Origin of the sequence: Bdellovibrio sp. HCB337 (assembly GCF_047302465.1) — a bacterium.
In the GTDB taxonomy this organism is placed as follows: Bacteria; Bdellovibrionota; Bdellovibrionia; order Bdellovibrionales; family Bdellovibrionaceae; genus JACMRP01.
In genome coordinates this window covers 3,597,960-3,614,458 of sequence record NZ_CP178621.1, presented here as the reverse complement: position 1 = coordinate 3,614,458, position 16,499 = coordinate 3,597,960, and the positions used below count along the sequence as shown (strand labels likewise).

Annotated in this window: 6 protein-coding genes; 2 read left to right on the top strand and 4 right to left on the bottom strand. The window is 45.7% G+C overall.

From position 1 onward, the window contains the following. Positions 1 to 5: 5 nt before the first annotated feature. The 3 genes from ACLWBB_RS17400 to ACLWBB_RS17390 form a co-directional block, all read right to left on the bottom strand. A complete protein-coding gene (locus tag ACLWBB_RS17400) occupies positions 6 to 11,663 on the bottom strand; it encodes a tail fiber domain-containing protein (RefSeq protein WP_413288832.1) in 11,658 nt (3,885 codons plus the stop codon). Between the two features lie 204 nt (positions 11,664 to 11,867). Beyond that, the gene (locus ACLWBB_RS17395; RefSeq protein ID WP_413288831.1) at positions 11,868 to 12,878 is read right to left on the bottom strand and encodes a hypothetical protein; all 1,011 of its coding nucleotides are present in this window, start codon (positions 12,876 to 12,878) and stop codon (positions 11,868 to 11,870) included. Between the two features lie 195 nt (positions 12,879 to 13,073). Then, the gene (locus ACLWBB_RS17390) at positions 13,074 to 13,973 is read right to left on the bottom strand and encodes a LysR substrate-binding domain-containing protein (protein ID WP_413288830.1); all 900 of its coding nucleotides are present in this window, start codon (positions 13,971 to 13,973) and stop codon (positions 13,074 to 13,076) included. 121 nt (positions 13,974 to 14,094) lie between these two features. On the opposite strand from ACLWBB_RS17390, the gene ACLWBB_RS17385 reads away from it, so the two are divergent. Next, positions 14,095 to 14,685: a PAS domain-containing protein gene (locus tag ACLWBB_RS17385; RefSeq protein ID WP_413288829.1), complete on the top strand. Its 591-nt coding sequence runs from the start codon at positions 14,095 to 14,097 to the stop codon at positions 14,683 to 14,685. A 110-nt stretch (positions 14,686 to 14,795) separates the two neighbouring features. Then, positions 14,796 to 15,833, top strand: a complete 1,038-nt coding sequence (locus ACLWBB_RS17380; RefSeq protein ID WP_413288828.1) for a hypothetical protein — start codon at positions 14,796 to 14,798, stop codon at positions 15,831 to 15,833. 72 nt (positions 15,834 to 15,905) lie between these two features. Here ACLWBB_RS17380 and ACLWBB_RS17375 read toward each other — a convergent pair whose 3' ends face one another. Further along, complete coding sequence (locus tag ACLWBB_RS17375; RefSeq protein ID WP_413288827.1) at positions 15,906 to 16,466, bottom strand: hypothetical protein; 561 nt, start codon at positions 16,464 to 16,466, stop codon at positions 15,906 to 15,908. Between the last annotated feature and the right edge of the window lie 33 nt (positions 16,467 to 16,499).

Sequence of the window (16,499 nt, the reverse complement as noted above, 5' to 3'; positions counted from 1 at the left end):
TGATTCTACTTCTTTCGTTTTTGTTGCTCCAAGCTTTGTAGGATTTGATCCAATTTTTGCTCGAGTCTTTCGTTTTGTTCTTTTAAAGAAGCCAATTCGCGTTTGATTTCTTTATTCTCGCGTCTGAGTGCCTGAGTTTCTTGATCCACTTCTTGAATTGCACGGATACTCCATGGGATCAGACCCACGTAGTTCACGCCGTAGTATTCGCCGTTAGTATCGATGTTTTTAACCAGATTCGGGATTAGTCCCAATAAATCTTGAGCCATCACACCGTACTCAGTTCTTTCGTTTGGATCGTCTTTCATGACGTACGAGTACACTGGAACTTTGCGGATCGTCTCGAGACTTTGACCTAATGGCTGAATATTCTTTTTCAAGCGACGGTCGGACACGTCCGTGAGTGTTCCTGTGTATTGAATATCACCCACGACATCGAGTTTTGCAGCAGGAGTAGTAGTGCCGATACCGACGTTACCGCCACCATTGAAAATAGCATCGTAGTTGTTTGTACCGCCAGTTACAGACGAGACATAAAGACCGATATTCTTTGCGCTAGTTCCATTCCAAGTTCCAGTGGACTGAATTTCTAGGCCATATTTATTTATGGAAGCAGTAGACGACGTTGATGTATTAGACAGTAGCGCTGCCGACGTCGCAGCCGTCTTCGCACCAGAGTCTGAAGCGTGAATGCGAGCAAGCGGGCTAGGGACTCCAACGCCTAAACTTCCATCATTTTTAAAATAAAACTTACCTGTCATACCGGTACAAGTAGAGTCAGAGCATAGCGCCAACTGAGCGGCACTAAATGTCGAGTTTGAACTCAAAGCCCAATAATTTGTACCGTCGCCTAGCCAAAGGTTTCTACCAGAAAATCCTCCACCAGCACCGCCGACTGTTGGAACAGGTGCTCCGGCAGATCCAGAATAGATAACTCTTGTTGTTCCGTTCCAAGTAAGATCTGAAGTTCCATCAAAAGCACCAGAGTTATTAAATTGAATTTGCGTGTTAGCTCCGCCAGGAGATCCTCCGCCTGTTGCCCAAGAAAGCACACCAGAACCATTTGTGCTCAACACTTGGCCGCTAGTTCCATCAGCCGCAGGTAAAGTCCAAATACGATCCGTTGTAATCGCATCCGGAGCTTTGAAACCGACATAGTTGGCACCTGGAGAGCCGATCTCGTACATACGAATTTGTCCACCGTTACCGGCAGCTGCACTGATAGAGCCCGCAGCAATGGCACCGCCTTGTACATCCAAGCGATTGCCTGTTTGTGTAGTCGTGGTACCGATACCGATGTTTCCAGCCGACAAATCCCCATAAATAGCATTGCCGATGTTAAGCTGATTATTGACAGTGGCTGAAGTCCCTGTGGTGTTGTTACCAATGAAGATATTTGCAGATCCTGTAGTTAGAGTGCTACCGGCATTTCTTCCTAAAATCACATTGCTTGAACCCGTTGTCATCGCAGCACCCGCGAAGACACCAAGGATGGTATTGTTAGAACCATTTGTCTGGCCACTGACGCCAATATAAGCCCCATGACCCACTATGGTGTTATATGTGCCTGAACCCATTAAGTAACTGCCGGCACTATTTCCGACGGCTACGTTTCCGTTTGCAGTGGTAACTGAACCTAGCGCACTTAAGCCAACCGCGACGTTATCTGCTCCAGTTGTATTAGCTATCAATGCGCCGTAACCAATACCCGTGTTCTGAGTTCCGCTCGTATTGGTACCGAGGGCATAGTACCCCATTGCGGTATTGCTTTGTCCGGCGACATTGGCTGCAAGTACTCCAGGACCAACAGCAACATTGGCCTGACCGGTATTAACTTTGAGCGCATCGTTTCCGACCGCGACGTTATACCATCCAGTAGTTACAGCACTTAAGGCATTCGCACCAAATGCGGTATTTTGTGAGCCTGATGTAACTGCTGCCAAAGCATTTAAGCCAACCGAGGTATTATCATTGCCTGTGGCGGACCCAGCGCCGGCACCTTGTCCCATATACATGCTTCGATTTGCATATACGGTGCGAGCGTCACTTAAAGAATCAATATTGGAACCGGCATCGGTTACCCAGCTTAACACACCAGAACCATTCGTGCTGAGCACTTGGTTCGCAGTCCCGTCATCTGGTGGCAATGTCAGAGTGTAAGTACCCGCAGCAGCTAGACCGCGGATAGCGATCGTACCACTCGTTGAGCCGCTGACATTCACGCCTTTTGTCGAAGCTACTGAGCTAGAATCAAGTTGCAAGATTTTGCTAGCAACCGCAGCCTGAGTTTTATCAACAGTGACTACGCCAGTATTTGAAATCGTAGCATCACCAGACATAGAGACTTCAACCGCTTTACCGGAAGCATTACCTACCCAGATTTTGCTATCTGCTAAGTTTGCAGTATTAGAGACACCCGTTAGGACCGTTGCCCAAGAAAGAACACCGGAACCGTTGCTACTTAATACTTGGTTCGCGTTACCGTCGTCGGTAGGTAAAGTTAAAACGTAGTTTGTGAAAGCGCCTGAAGTTTGAATTGTTGCTTTGCCAGTGCCTGTTTGAATATCAAGACCCTTCATATTGCCAACGCCCGAGCCATCAAGAGCTAAGATCTTATTTGCAACACCAGTCGTAGTTTTATCAACAGTCACAGAGCCAGTATTAGATATAGCAGAAACATCACCAGAAAGAACGCGCGCTTCTGGACCGCCGGAAGCATTACCCACCCAAATGTTAGTAGCTGTGAGTGTTGGAAGAGCCGCAGATTGCGAAGCCCAAGTTAATACGCCAGAGCCATTTGTTTGCAAGAATTGGTTCGCAGAGCCCATTGTACTTGGAAATGTCATGGTCGTGCTTGTTGTTGTACTTGGATAACGAAGTGATACAACACCAGTACTTGGGCCATCAATATCAGTACCAGCAGTGACAGCGACTCCAGCCGCTGTCAATTGCAAGATCTTACTTGCTTGAGCAGTTTGAGTTTTATCTACGGTCACAGAGCCTGTATTAGAAACTGCAGTGATATCGCCACTAAGTACACGAGCCTCTGGGCCACCAGACGAGTTACCTACCCAGATGTTAGTTGCAGTCAAAGTAGGAAGAGCCGCAGCTTGTGAAGCCCAAGTTAATACGCCAGAGCCATTTGTTTGTAAGAACTGATTTGCGCCACCGTCATCGCTAGGCAATGTCAGAGTATAAGTACCAGCCGCTGCCAGACCGCGGATAGAGATTGAACCACTTGTTGAACCGTTAACGTTCACACCTTTAGTCGTTGCCACGGAACTTGAATCAAGTTGAAGGATCTTACTTGCTACTGCTGTCTGTGTTTTATCAACAGTCAAAACACCTGTATTAGAAATCGTTGCGTCGCCAGACATCGCACGAGCTTGCGCACCACCTGAAGAGTTACCAATCCAGATGCTTGAGTCAGCTAATGCATTTGATTGTTTTGCATTCAAAGCCACATACTCAGCATTGCTCAATAGACCTGCAGTCACAGAGCCAGAAGCCGATGCCATTGGGATATTAAGTGTATGCGTATTTGTCGCTGAAGTGAATGCAGGGGAGTTGCCTGAAGTTCCGTTTGCGAATGTTTGTGTGCCGGAAGTAAGGCCATTCAAATTAGTGATACCAGCACCAGCAACACCCAAAGATCTTACTGTCCCACCATCATAGTACTTGATAGTGCCAGCGTCGTACCACATTTGACCGGCAACAGTGCCGTTCGTGCTATTTGCTGAAAGACCTAAGTACTTATTGGCAGCCATATTGATGTTGCCAACGTTATTTAAATCTTGAGTGCCCATATTGATCGCGCCACTCATCGTGCCGCCAGCAAGTGGCAATTTAGTCGTATCATTTACCGCAGCCGAAGTCACAGTTGTCAAACGACCTTTGGCATCGTAAGTGATAACTGGAACGTAGCCTGAAGTACCTACCGGGCCACCCGCAGTAATTGTAGAAGCAAGAGTCAATGCGCCAGTATTAGAGATCGTTGCATCGCCAGACATTGTGACTTCAACGGCTTTACCAGAAGCATTACCAACCCAAATTTTGCTATTTGCAAGGTCTGCGCTATTTGATACTCCTGTTAACACAGAAGCCCAAGATAGAACTCCAGAGCCATTAGAGCTTAATACTTGGTTTGCATTACCATCATCAGCTGGCAACGTGAGTACGTAATCAGTGAAAGCACCTGAAGTTTGAATGGTAGCTTTACCAGTTCCTGTTTGGACTTCCAAACCTTTCATCGTACCGACGCCAGAACCATTCAAAGCCAAGATTTTATTGCTTTGAGCTGTTGTTGTTTTATCAACAGTCACAGAGCCAGTATTAGATATAGCAGAGATATCACCACTAAGCACGCGCGCCTCTGGACCGCCGGAAGCATTACCCACCCAAATGTTAGTAGCTGTGAGTGTTGGAAGTGCTGCAGATTGCGAAGCCCAAGTTAATACTCCAGAACCATTCGTTTGTAAGAACTGACCGTTTGAGCCTGCCGTGTTCGGGAAAGTAAGGGTCGTACTTGTTGTTGTACTTGGATAGCGAAGTGATACAACGCCAGTACTTGCTCCACCGATATCTTCCCCTTTAGTCACAGCCACTGAAGAAGCTGTTAACTGAAGAATCTTACTGGCTTGAGCAGTTTGCGTTTTATCAACAGTTAAAACACCCGTGTTACTGATCGTAGCATCACCAGACATTGCACGAGCCTGAGCACCACCTGAAGAGTTACCAATCCAGATACTGCTATCTGCAAGTGCATTTGATTGCTTCGAGTTGAATGCTGACCAGTCGGTATTTGTTAGTAGACCGCGGTTTGTAGCAGAAGCTGAAGGGAAGTTAAATGTGTGTGCAGAACCTGCAGAAGAAATACCAGCATCAGTACCTGAAGTGCCAAGTACAAATGATTGAGTGCCCGCACTTAACCCATTTAAGCTTGTGATCCCAGCTCCAGCAACTCCCAAAGATTTTACCGTTGCACCGTCATAATACTTGATCGTGCCAGCGTCATACCACATTTGACCGGCAACAGTGCCGTTTGTAGAGTTGGCAGAAAGACCGAAATATTTATTATTAGCCATCGAGATATTACCAGTATTGGTAATATCCTGACCACCCATATTGATAGCGCCAGACATTGTGCCGCCAGCAAGAGGTAACTTCGAAGTATCATTCACGGCTGCAGAAGTAACTGCAGTGAGGCGACCTTTAGCATCGTATGTAATTACTGGAACGTAGCCAGAGGTTCCAACTGGGCCACCTGCAGTGATCGTAGATGCCAAAGTCAGTGCACCAGCATTGTTCATGGTCGCATCGCCAGACATTGTAACTTCGACCGCTTTGCCAGAAGCATTGCCGACCCAGATTTTGGTATTAGCAAGATCTGCAGTATTAGAAACACCAGAAAGAACATTTGCCCACGAAAGAACACCGGAACCGTTGCTACTTAATACTTGGTTCGCGTTACCGTCGTCGGTAGGTAAAGTTAAAACGTAGTTTGTGAAAGCGCCTGAAGTTTGAATGGTTGCTTTGCCAGTGCCTGTTTGAATATCAAGACCCTTCATATTGCCAACGCCCGAGCCATCAAGAGCTAAGATCTTATTTGCAACACCAGTCGTAGTTTTATCAACAGTGACGGATCCTGTGTTAGATACAGCAGAGATATCACCACTAAGCACGCGCGCCTCAGGCCCTCCCGAAGCATTACCCACCCAGATGTTAGTTGCAGTGAGTGTCGGAAGTGCTGCAGATTGCGAAGCCCAAGTTAATACGCCAGAGCCATTTGTTTGTAAGAACTGACCGCTAGATCCTGCAACGCTTGGCAATGTCAAAGTCGTATTCGTCGAAGTATTAGGGTAGCGCAAAGAAACGATACCAGTGCCCGCACCACCAATGTCTTCCCCTTTAGTCACAGCCACTGAAGAAGCTGTTAGCTGAAGGATCTTACTAGCAGCACCAGTTTGTGTTTTATCAACAGTCAAAACACCTGCGTTACTGATCGTAGCATCACCAGACATCGCGCGAGCTTGTGCGCCACCTGAAGAGTTACCAATCCAAAGTAAAGAGTCAGCCAATCCAGGAAGAAGGGCAGATTGAGAATTCCAAGTTAAGTTACCAGAACCGTCTGTTTGCAAGAATTGGCTCGCAGCACCGTCGTCAGCAGGTAATGTTAAAGTGTATGTTCCAGCAGCAGCCTGACCGCGAAGTGCAATCGAACCACTTGCAGAACCGTTAACGTTAACACCTTTAGTAGTCGCGACTGAGCTAGAATCTAATTGCAAGATTTTGCTCGCTTGAGCCGTTTGAGTTTTGTCGACGGTCAACACACCAGTGTTAGAGAGTGTCGCGTCGCCACTCATTGCACGAGCCTGAGCACCACCAGAAGAGTTACCAACCCAGATACTTGAATCAGCTAATGCATTTGACTGTTTAGAGTTGAATGCTGACCAGTCAGTATTTGTTAAAAGACCGCGGTTTGTAGCAGAAGCTGAAGGGAAATTAAATGTATGAGCAGAACCTGCAGAAGAAATACCAGCATCAGTACCAGCAGTACCAAGTACAAAAGACTGAGTGCCTGTCGATAAGCCATTTAAGCTTGTGATCCCAGCCCCAGCAACACCCAAAGATTTTACAGTTGCGCCATCATAGTACTTGATGGTTCCAGCGTCATACCACATTTGGCCAGCAACTGTGCCGTTTGTACTATTAGCTGAAAGACCAAGGTATTTGTTGGCAGCCATATTGATGTTGCCAACGTTATTCAAATCCTGAGCACCCATATTAATAGCGCCACTCATCGTGCCGCCAGCTAAAGGCAACTTCGAAGTATCATTAACCAAAGCTGAAGTGACAGCCGTCAAGCGACCTTTAGCATCGTAAGTGATAACTGGAACGTAGCCTGAAGTACCTACCGGGCCACCCGCAGTAATTGTAGAGGCAAGAGTCAATGCACCAGTATTAGAGATCGTTGCATCGCCAGACATTGTGACTTCAACGGCTTTGCCGGAAGCATTACCAACCCAAATTTTGCTATTAGCAAGATTTGCGGTATCAGAAACACCAGAAAGAACACTTGCCCAAGAAAGAACACCGGAACCATTAGAGCTTAATACTTGGTTCGCGCTACCATCATCAGCTGGCAATGTGAGTACGTAATCAGTGAAAGCACCTGAAGTTTGGATAGTAGCTTTGCCAGTGCCTGTTTGGATATCAAGACCCTTCATCGTACCAACGCCTGTACCATTAAGTGCTAGAATCTTATTGTTTTCAGCAGTAGTTGTTTTAACAACTGTGACTGAACCAGTATTAGAAACAGAAGCAACGTCGCCACTAAGCACTCGAGCCTCAGGACCGCCAGATGCATTACCAACCCAAACATTCGTAGCTGCAAGTCCAGGCAAAGTAGCTGCAGGATTAGCCCATGTTAAGGTACCAGTGCCATCAGTTTGCAAGAACTGACTTGAAGAGCCCGCAGAGCTAGGAAGAGTCAGAGTATAAGTACCGGCAGCCGCTTGACCACGAAGAGAGATCGAGCCGCTTGCTGAACCATTAACGTTAACACCTTTAGTAGTAGCAACTGAGTTAGAATCTAATTGCAAGATCTTGCTTGCTACTGCAGTTTGGGTTTTATCAACAGTGAGTACACCCGTGTTAGAGATCGTTGCATCACCTGACATCGCACGAGCTTGCGCGGCACCTGAAGAGTTACCGATCCAGATGCTTGAATCAGCCAATGCATTAGATTGTTTTGCATTGAATGCAGACCAATCAGCAGAAGTTAAAGCACCACGATTAGTCGCAGAGGCACTTGGTAAACTGAATGTGTGAGCTGAACCTGCAGAGTTTACTGCGAAGTCAGAACCAGCACCATCAATCACGAATGATTGAGTAACGGCTGACAAACCATTTAAGTTAGTAATACCAGCGCCAGCAACACCCAAAGACTTCACAGTTGAACCGTCGAAGTATTTGATCACGCCAGCGTCGTACCACATTTGACCAGCAGCAGTTCCGTTCGTGCTATTGGCAGAAAGCGAGAAGTATTTGTTTGCAGCCATCGAGATATTGCCAGTGTTGGTAATATCTTGTCCGCCCATATTGATAGCGCCAGACATTGTACCACCAGCAAGTGGCAATTTAGTGGCGTCATTCACTGCTGCAGAAGTCACAGCCGTTAAGCGACCTTTAGCATCGTAAGTAATGACTGGAACATAGCCTGAAGTTCCAACTGGGCCACCGGCTGTGATCGTAGAAGAGAGAGTCAGCGCACCTGTATTCGAAATCGAAGCATCACCTGACATTGTGACTTCAACCGCTTTGCCGGAAGCATTGCCGACCCAGATTTTGCTATTAGCAAGATCTGCCGTATTAGCAATGCTAGACAAAACATCGGCCCAAGTTAATGCGCCAGAACCATCTGTTTTTAAGAACTGATTTGCGCCACCGTCATCTGAAGGCAAAGTCAAAGTATAAGTTCCAGCTACTGGTTGGCCACGCAGAGATATAGAACCACTCGTCGAGCCATTAACGTTAACACCCTTAGTAGTCGCGACTGAGCTAGAATCTAATTGCAAAATTTTGCTAGCCACTGCAGTTTGGGTTTTATCAACAGTTAATACGCCAGCATTAGAAATTGTAGCGTCCCCACTCATTGCACGTGCTTGGGCAGCGCCAGAAGCATTACCGATCCAGATACTGCCATCAGCTAAAGAATTTGATTGCTTAGCCATCATTGCAACGTAATCAGCATTACTGATAAGACCCGCAGTGACAGTTCCAGACGCGTTCGCCATTGGAATGTTCAACGTGTGGGTATCAGTCACAGAGTTAAATGATGGCGCATTACCTGAAGTGCCAATCGCAAATGTCTGAGAGCCAGACGTCAAACCATTAAGAGATGTAATACCAGCACCAGCAACACCTAATGATTTAACAGTAGAACCATCGAAGTACTTAATAGTGCCAGCGTCATACCAAAGTTGACCGGCAACGGTGCCGTTTGTGCTATTAGCTGAAAGGCCGAAATACTTGTTGGCAGCCATATTGATGTTGCCAACGTTATTCAAGTCTTGTGCGCCCATGTTGATAGCGCCACTCATCGTGCCGCCAGCTAAAGGCAACTTCGAAGTATCATTAACCAAAGCTGAAGTTACTGCCGTCAAGCGACCTTTGGCATCGTAAGTGATAACTGGCACGTAACCTGAAGCACCTACCGGGCCACCGGCTGTGATCGTAGAAGAAAGAGTCAGTGCGCCTGTATTCGAAATCGAAGCATCACCTGACATAGTAACTTCAACCGCTTTACCAGAAGCATTACCAACCCAGATCTTGCTATCTGCCAAGTCAGCTGTATTTGTTACGCCAGTCAGTACCGACATCCAAGAAAGGATACCAGCGCCATCAGTTTTAAGAACTTGGTTCGCATTACCATCATCAGAAGGTAAAGTTAAAACGTAGTTTGTGAAAGCACCTGAAGTTTGAATGGTTGCTTTACCAGCACCAGTTTGAATATCCAAACCTTTAACGTTAGCAACACCAGAACCATCTAGGGCCAATAACTTATTAGATTCCCCAGTTGTTGTCTTAACAACAGTGACAGAACCCGCATTAGATACAGAGAACACGTCACCAGAAAGTGCGCGAGCTTCTGGAACGTTAGACGCATTCCCAACCCACATTAAACCAGCATTCAAGCTAGGCAAAAGAGCAGATTGAGCATTCCAAGAAAGATTTCCTGCGCCGTCTGTTTGCAAGAACTGATTTGCAGTACCTGCAGAGTTAGGAAGAACTAAAGTGTAAGTCCCAGCAGCAGCTTGGCCACGGATAGAAACATTACCACTTGCTGAGCCGTTAACATCCAAACCTTTAGAAGTAGCAACGGAATTTGAATCCAATTGCAAAATCTTACTAGCCTGAGCTGTTTGCGTTTTATCAACAGTCAAAACACCTGTGTTAGAAATTGTAGCGTCACCGCTCATGACACGAGCTTGAGCGGCGCCTGAGGCATTACCAATCCAGATGCTTGAATCAGCAAGTGAATTTGATTGTTTTGCCATCAATGCGACATAATCCGCATTGCTGATAAGACCCGCAGTCACAGTGCCAGAAGCATTCGCCATTGGGATATTGAGTGTATGCGTATCAGTCACCGAGTTAAATGAAGGCGCATTACCAGCAGTTCCAATTGCAAAGCTTTGTGTGCCTGAAGTCAGTCCATTGATATTAGTAATACCTGCGCCAGCAACACCGAGTGATTTTACTGTTGCGCCATCAAAGTACTTGATAGTTCCAGTGTCATACCAGATTTGACCAGCCACTGAGCCGTTTGTGCTATTTGCAGAAAGAGAGAAGTACTTATTTGCAGCCATTGAAATATTACCAACGTTGGTCAAATCATGACCACCCATATTGATATCACCACTCATAGAACCGCCAGCAAGTGGCAATTTCGAAGAGTCATTCACAGCCGCAGAGCTAACAGACGTCAAACGTCCTTTTGCATCGTAAGTTAAAACTGGGACATAGCCACTAGAGCCAATGGTGCCAGCAACAATCGTTGTCGATAAAGTGAGAACTCCTGCGTTAGAGAGAGTAGCATCACCTGTCACCGCACGTGCTTGTGCTGTATTCGAGGAGTTACCAATCCAAATATTGCCATCAGCAAGAGTTGTGGATTGTTTTGCACTAAAAACTGCAAAGTCAGCGTTATCTAAATAACCATCGGTTACAGAATCTGATTTTGGAATAGAAATGGAAGGTGTCGTACCACCTGTGCTAGAAAGGGGAGCTGTTGCGCCGACACTCGTAACAGAACCTGCTGTCATGGATTGCAAAGTCCAAGTAGTTCCGTTTGAAACTAAAATTTGTCCATTAGTGGCAGGGCCGGCTGGCAAAGCTTGCCCCATAAGAGCAGTCACTTTGTTGTTGCCAGAAACGATTGTCACATCACCTGATGTCGGCAAGTAAGCAGCAAGAGGATTCTTTATCAATCTCCAGAACTCATCATACTGAGTCTGTGAAAGGGCGTTGTTAGTATTCGCCGTTTGATCGACAGACGTGTTTACTTTTAAGAGAGCTCCAGTGCCGTAACCGTTTACCGAGTAAGCTTGCAGAGCTGAAGGTACAGGCGCAATTCTTAACCACGGCAAACTCTGAATTGAACCAGTCGCACCAACTTTAAAGGTCACGGCCAACAGACGTCCCTCAGTAGGGTCTGTCGGAGGAGTTAATGTATTTGTACAACCATTCGCAACGCCAAGACCTGTAAAAGTTTTTTCGTTGTTAAAAACATCCGTTAGATTTTGTGGACCAGTCGGACCGCCATTAAAGCCCGAACTTAAAATCGTGCCGCCAGTATTAGAGCCGATTTCAAAAGAGAATGTTCCCGAAGCTTGAGAGAGATCCAACTCGCGCTGTTCCTGATACAGAACACATTTTCCAGAAGAGTCATAAATAGAAGACGTGAAAACAACTTGGCTTGCGGAAACAGGTTCGTTGTTCGAGTCAAGAATGCGACCAGTGTAAGTGATGCCTGAAAGAGCTTTTGTTTGTTGAGGAAGAAGAGCAAAAAAGAGCATTGCTACGAAAGCCAAAGCACGAGTCCCTTTTGAGGACTCTGCAGACATCTTTGTGAAAAAAACATAACCACTTTTACCGAGCATGAGTTAAAGATCGGTAAAGATTCGAATTTGTTAAAGTACTGGGAAGTGAAATATGCCTTGTTTCGGAGCGCGGACAGAAATATTTATTTCCGCTCATGTACGCATGGAACAAGCTAGAAGGCGTGAAAATCAACACGACAGAGATGACGTTCCCAATATAAGGCAAGGGAACGTCATCACTATATTAGATATATCACATGTGTCTTAGTTTAAAAGCGCCTCGGAAATTTTATTGTGTGGCTCTTGACCCGGGACACGGTCTCCGAAAATGGTCTGAATCTCTTCTGGAGAAATCGCGCGTCCATTCAGGTACAATTCCATACTCGTCGTTTGTCCATTGCTTTGAATGCCATATCCAACAAGCGTTGCAGTGAATTTTGGATATTTCAAAGTTGCTGTGAAAGTCATTTCACCCTTCTGATTTTCAGAGTCGCTGTTATCAGCCAAAACTTTGAAGCTGATATTGTACGGAATATCTTTCTTCAAAGACAAATAACTGCCGCTTAAGTTGTAAGTGATCAACGCTTTGTCTTTGCTGCTGCCTTCAACTTCGCGATGTACAACCAAGCCTGACAAGTTTGTATCAACAATGATTCCGCGTGCATTCAAAAGACTTGCGTATTTTGGATCTTTCATCACAAACTTCAACTTACCACCAAGACCCGCTGAAGCTGTACCAGCACGAGCTTCGCGATCAATGTCTTTAACTTCGGCTTCGGCACTCATGCCACCACCTAGATCTAAAGGACAATTGCTGTTACCCACAAGAGCACCGCTGCCTTTGAAAGAAAGATGATCGCCTTTTTGAAGGATATCAAATGCATTTTCATTATTGGTGTTCTCTGTTGGGAAAGTCGCATCGATCTTAAGTGAAGGATGTCCTTTTGCGCAGTTTTGTCTTACATCCAACATCAGTGCATATGCATTAGGATCTTGTGCTGCTAACGCTTGTTCCTTACGACGAGTGTCTGCAGGGTCTGCATTCTTATCTGGGAATACCAAATCACCAGGAGGCAAAGTCATCATCGGCTTTCCGCGGAATGTGTCTTTAATCTCTGCGATTTGATCTGCAGTTAATTGAGGGCCGAGCGCTGGTTTTTGAAAGCCAACTGTGGACGGCAAAGTAGTGCCCTGGTCTTTAGGGCTGTCAGAGTTTTTAGACGAACAAGCCACAAGGCTCAATACTAGAGGCAGGGTTGCTAAGTAGTTTTTCATAAAACAATCTCCATGTTTCACTTTTGTTGTTTGGTTTTTCGATGGGTGAAACATAAAGGGCTTCATGGAAAATAAATAGATGTTAAAATTCTGACACCTTTACCGTGTAAAAAGGCTTGAGTCCCTCTAACCGCATATAATGCGAAGGGAATTCCTGACTAAGGATATAGAGCTTTAGGAGTGGTTTTGGCTCGTTTAGAAGTCGAAGTTCTCGAAGAGTTTTTTCAAACTTCCCATGGCCATATCCATGAAAAAACTTAACTTCGGCGTTACAAAACGCTGCGAAGGATAGACGAAATGGATCGGATTGTTATTGGTATGCCACTCAGGCAGGATCCGGACGAGCTTGCCATTAGCGACCTCCGAGTAGCAAATATGGTTGGGCAGTAGAGCAATGCCATCTCCGCGAAGGGCCATTAGTTTAATCATCTTAAGGTCGTTAGAAATGATCTGTCCTGGCAGAGGCACATTAAAAGCCCCTTTAGTGCTGGTCAGTTTCCATTCTTCGATACCCATGGGTGTGTGCTGTAAACAGCGGTGCTGACGAAGCTCTCGAGGATGGGAAGGGCTTCCGCGCACCTTTAAGTATTTCGGAGACGCCACCAGAACAAAACACACAGAACCGATCTTCTTTGCAATCAAAGAAGAGTCTTTCAGTTCGCCTGCGCGAATTGCCAGATCCACACCTTCAGATAAAAGATCGACGTATCTTTCAGTCAGAATCACTTCCGTTCGCACTTTAGGATACTTAGTCGTGTATTGACTGATGATCTCGGGCAGAATTGTACTGCCTAACTCCACAGGCCCTGTAATACGTAGAAGTCCCTGGGGCTCACCTTTAGAAATTAAAAGTTCACTCTCGGCAGCTTCGATTTCTTCAAGGCCTTGCATGCAGCGTTTGAAATAAGCTTGGCCAGCCGGAGTTACTAAAAGTTTTCGGGTGGTTCTTTGAATCAAAGTTGCGCCCAGACGTTTTTCCAAAGAGGAAACTTTGTGGCTAACAGTAGAGTTCGGCATTCCCAGTTTTTTTGCAGCCTGAGAGAAGCTTCCTTCTTGAATAACTTTAATAAATACGGCGACTTCGTTTAAATCCATTTGGGAATTGTACAACTCATTGAAATATAATTCCAGTTTTTACTATCTAATAAACTATAAAAAGACCGGTTACCTTAAGACAGTAAAAAACCATTTCGAGAAGGATTTTAAAATGGAAAATATGAAAACACTTTTTATGGCAGCTCTTTTTGCATTTACATCTTTGATTTTCTCGTTCCTCTTAGTCTGGGGCGGGGGCTTGTTGTTGCCTCTGATTCTTTTGCCGCTGACTTCGGCGTTCTTGCCAAAACCCAAAAAACATTGCGCCGACGAAGCTGATCAAGGGTTTGTTGAGCTTTGGAAGCAACAAGCACTGCATACCATTTTAGAGAAAGAGACCGAAAGCACACCTTTACCAGTTGTGATTACACATCGAGAATCAACAGCGATCGTTTATGCAAATAGCACTGCGCGCGAGATTTTGGGTGAATGCCTTGTGGGAAGAACTGTGGATTCTGAACAAGGGCTGCCGTTTAAGCCTGTGATTGTAAATGGCGAACGTATCGACAAAGAAAATCATCCGGCGGTGCTCATTAAAGCCAAGGGTGAAAAAGCGGACTTCGAAGTGCTATGGGCAACACCCGTTGGCGAAATACCGTTTCGCTTTCACGCAGAGCCACTTTTAAAAGGTGTGCACGGAGTTGGAGAGTTCTTCCAAATGACCCTATTCCCAGGCGGGAAGAAGCGGATGCGCCCGCCACTCACGGCTTAAATACCTCTCCAGGGTTTGCGAGGCGTCAAAACCGAACATTTTAGCAAAGTTCCGAACACGACCGTCTTTCAGCGATTGAGATCTCAAAACGCCTGTGCTCTAACAAATATATGAAAATCATTTTAGCACTTCTCTTTGTCTCTTCATTGGCACAGGCGGGTATTCGTGACGTTGGTAACGGCGGTCGCGGAGTTTTGATTAACGATAAACCTTACCTTTTGGATTTGTATGAAGTTGGGGTTCTAGCGCCCGAGATTGATTACAGTCTGAAATCTCATCCTTCCTATGCAAAGGCTCTTCAGGGTCTTTCTATTTTGAATGCGGTCGAAACCGAGATGTTGGCAAAGAAGCTGTCTGAGATTCGTACCTATTCGCCAGTGGTCGCAGATAGACTGGCTGCCGGAATTAGTATGTACATGTGGCGAGTGTTGGATCAAGAACTTGTCGAGATTCCAGAGGCTAGTCCCATCGTAAGCCCCTACAAACAAGTGCAGTTGGCAAATCGCTTGGATTTCACCATTCGTTTGAACAAAAAATACTGGGATCGTTTGGATTCTGTGAATAAAGTGGCTTTGGTGATTCACGAAATTTTCTATGCGTATAGTGAGACTGTCGAAGTCACTCCGGGTATTGAAGAGCAGGTGAGCATCCCGGTCCGTGCGCTTGTGGGATATGTATTCTCTCCAGAATTGAAAATTCGTGGTCGTGATGGTCTTGCCAACGTGTCAGGAATCTCTTGGGCTCCGGCACGTCTTCGTCAAGACGGTAATATCGAGCTGCTAAGACCTGGGCTCGATTTTATCGCTGAAAAAGTGACATTTGGAAATGTGTCAGCGAGTGGCGATGAGAAATATATTGCAAGTCAGTGCTCTCAGGTCGAGAAGCGCTTAAAAAGAATTGGTCGTTCAGAGATCAAGTTTACATTGTCTTATGGGACGGCTTTGGCCTCGATCAGCTTTGTAGACTATACGTCGCCATCAGGACCGCAAAAAAAGTTAGAGTATGACGAACCGATAGGTACACAAAAGTACTATCCCTTTGCAGAGATCACATTTAACCGCGGCAATATTGAAACCTGCTCTGCATGGATAAAATCTCAAGTGCAGAAATACGGCCAGTACAACGAGTTCCCGCAGTTACCTGAGTAGACCACCAAGATCAGCGGACCTTCCAAAAGTGAAGCAATCCGCTACCTGAATATCGATTGGTTCGAATAATAATTAAAAAGCGATGGCGCCAAAAACACCAAGACGAGCGTAGACATTAAACTCTCCGCCTCGATTGTAATAGTCTTTGTTGCTGATATAAGTTTCGGCCCATTCGCCACCAGCAATTCCGCCAAAGGCAATGTCTGAGGTAATGTGATGGATGATACCAATGTTAGTTCCGTAAGAACCTCCCATCAGCGCGTTTCGATAGTACGTGTTCTCTGAATAGTAAAAGTTCTGCGCGATTGAAAGCTCACCAAAAAGACTTGTTTTAGCTTCACTGAAGTTATGACGGTAAAGTAGGACCGCAGAGGCTGTTCCGGTAGAGTTTGAATTTCCTGTCGGAGCTAAGAAGCGAAAACCTACTTGGTTGCGTGGGCTAAACGCATACATAATCGAAGGACCAAAAGTCGAAGTAGTGGAATTTGAAATCGTATTGAAGAGACCTTCAACAGACCATTTTTTGAAAGAAGGATCGGCGATAGACGACGAGATTGCTTGAGTCTCTGCTTTTGCCGTGATTGATGCCAATAACAGTGTGCTAAGCAATATGCTCTTCCAAGCTGATTTCATTCAGTGCTCCTTCAATGGTTTAGATTTTTATCA

What these genes read in the sequence shown, in the direction of transcription:
- ACLWBB_RS17380 (WP_413288828.1), top strand. Translation starts at nt 14,796, where the DNA reads ATGAAAATCATTTTAGCACTTCTCTTTGTCTCTTCATTGGCACAGGCG.
- ACLWBB_RS17390 (WP_413288830.1), bottom strand. Translation starts at nt 13,973, where the DNA reads ATGGATTTAAACGAAGTCGCCGTATTTATTAAAGTTATTCAAGAAGGA.
- ACLWBB_RS17400 (WP_413288832.1), bottom strand. Translation starts at nt 11,663, where the DNA reads ATGCTCGGTAAAAGTGGTTATGTTTTTTTCACAAAGATGTCTGCAGAG.
- ACLWBB_RS17375 (WP_413288827.1), bottom strand. Translation starts at nt 16,466, where the DNA reads ATGAAATCAGCTTGGAAGAGCATATTGCTTAGCACACTGTTATTGGCA.
- ACLWBB_RS17395 (WP_413288831.1), bottom strand. Translation starts at nt 12,878, where the DNA reads ATGAAAAACTACTTAGCAACCCTGCCTCTAGTATTGAGCCTTGTGGCT.
- ACLWBB_RS17385 (WP_413288829.1), top strand. Translation starts at nt 14,095, where the DNA reads ATGAAAACACTTTTTATGGCAGCTCTTTTTGCATTTACATCTTTGATT.